The sequence below is a fragment of the Patiriisocius sp. 208BN25-11 genome, assembly GCF_058147145.1.
Map to the genome: position 1 here is coordinate 1 of NZ_JBYVJY010000124.1, position 239 is coordinate 239.

The 239-nt window shown below is 35.1% G+C and carries 1 protein-coding gene; it reads left to right on the top strand.

Features of this window, described 5'->3' with window-relative positions; translation table 11 throughout:
- Positions 1–28 precede the first annotated feature (28 nt).
- Positions 29–239 (top strand): hypothetical protein (locus ACY2RS_RS15840; protein WP_490099618.1); only part of this gene is annotated, 211 nt, incomplete at its 3' end.

Consider the following 239-nt stretch of genomic DNA (forward strand, 5'->3'; position numbering starts at 1 on the left):
ACTTGCTTCTATTTACCCCTTTGCATTTATGCTCTTATTTTTCATCATTCCTTTTGATGATTCCATTCGTGCATTGCCAAATATTCTACTCATCATCCTTACCATTACCTTTCCGGCAATTATTAAAAGAGAGCACTTTCAGAAAATTAAAAAAGTCCCTTTCTTTTTATTCTTATTATTCTTCGGGCATCTTGTACTTAATAGCCTACTCTCTGGGAGATTTGAAACAGGTGTCACCG